A 425-nucleotide genomic window follows, 5' to 3' on the forward strand; every position below is an offset into this window, starting at 1 on the left:
ATAATCATCTTTCTTGATTATGACTCGAGCGTTCGAATGCAGTGAAATCGCCGTTCGGATCAAAACCGTAATCACCGTTCGAATCAGCCGAAATACGCACTCATCCGCATTTAAAAACATATTTTATGAATTTAGCTGTGCCAGAACAAATAGATTCTTTTGTTAACCAAGTAACTCAAGTTGATGTTTTGATTAATAATGCTGCTGCTGTGTTGTTAGAAGATTGGACCGAACCAGGAATAAATATAAAACAGCTTCGTGAAACATTTGAAGTTATAGTGAATTAAAATTTAAACGATCCCTGAAAAGCATGATCAATCGCCTGAGCTAAAGAATCAAAATTAGCAATTTCATTCTTAATTTTCTTTTTTAAATTTGCCCAACATTTCTCAATTGGATTTAGATCTGGTGAATAAGGTGGAAGA

2 protein-coding genes are annotated in these 425 nt (G+C 34.1%); one reads left to right on the top strand and one right to left on the bottom strand.

Annotation, left to right across the window (positions count from 1 at the left end):
* The first annotated feature begins 125 nt into the window (after positions 1–125).
* Complete coding sequence (locus tag E1O47_RS12380; protein ID WP_165475131.1) at positions 126–287, top strand: Rossmann-fold NAD(P)-binding domain-containing protein; 162 nt, start codon at positions 126–128, stop codon at positions 285–287.
* On the opposite strand, the gene E1O47_RS12160 is transcribed toward E1O47_RS12380, so the two are convergent.
* Positions 284–425, bottom strand: a 142-nt coding sequence (locus tag E1O47_RS12160) for a transposase (protein WP_207384329.1), incomplete at its 5' end; no start/stop codon positions are given. The two genes, E1O47_RS12380 and E1O47_RS12160, sit on opposite strands and share 4 nt — an antisense overlap.

Origin of the sequence: Legionella yabuuchiae (genome assembly GCF_900640115.1) — a bacterium.
GTDB lineage: Bacteria > Pseudomonadota > Gammaproteobacteria > Legionellales > Legionellaceae > Legionella_A > Legionella_A yabuuchiae.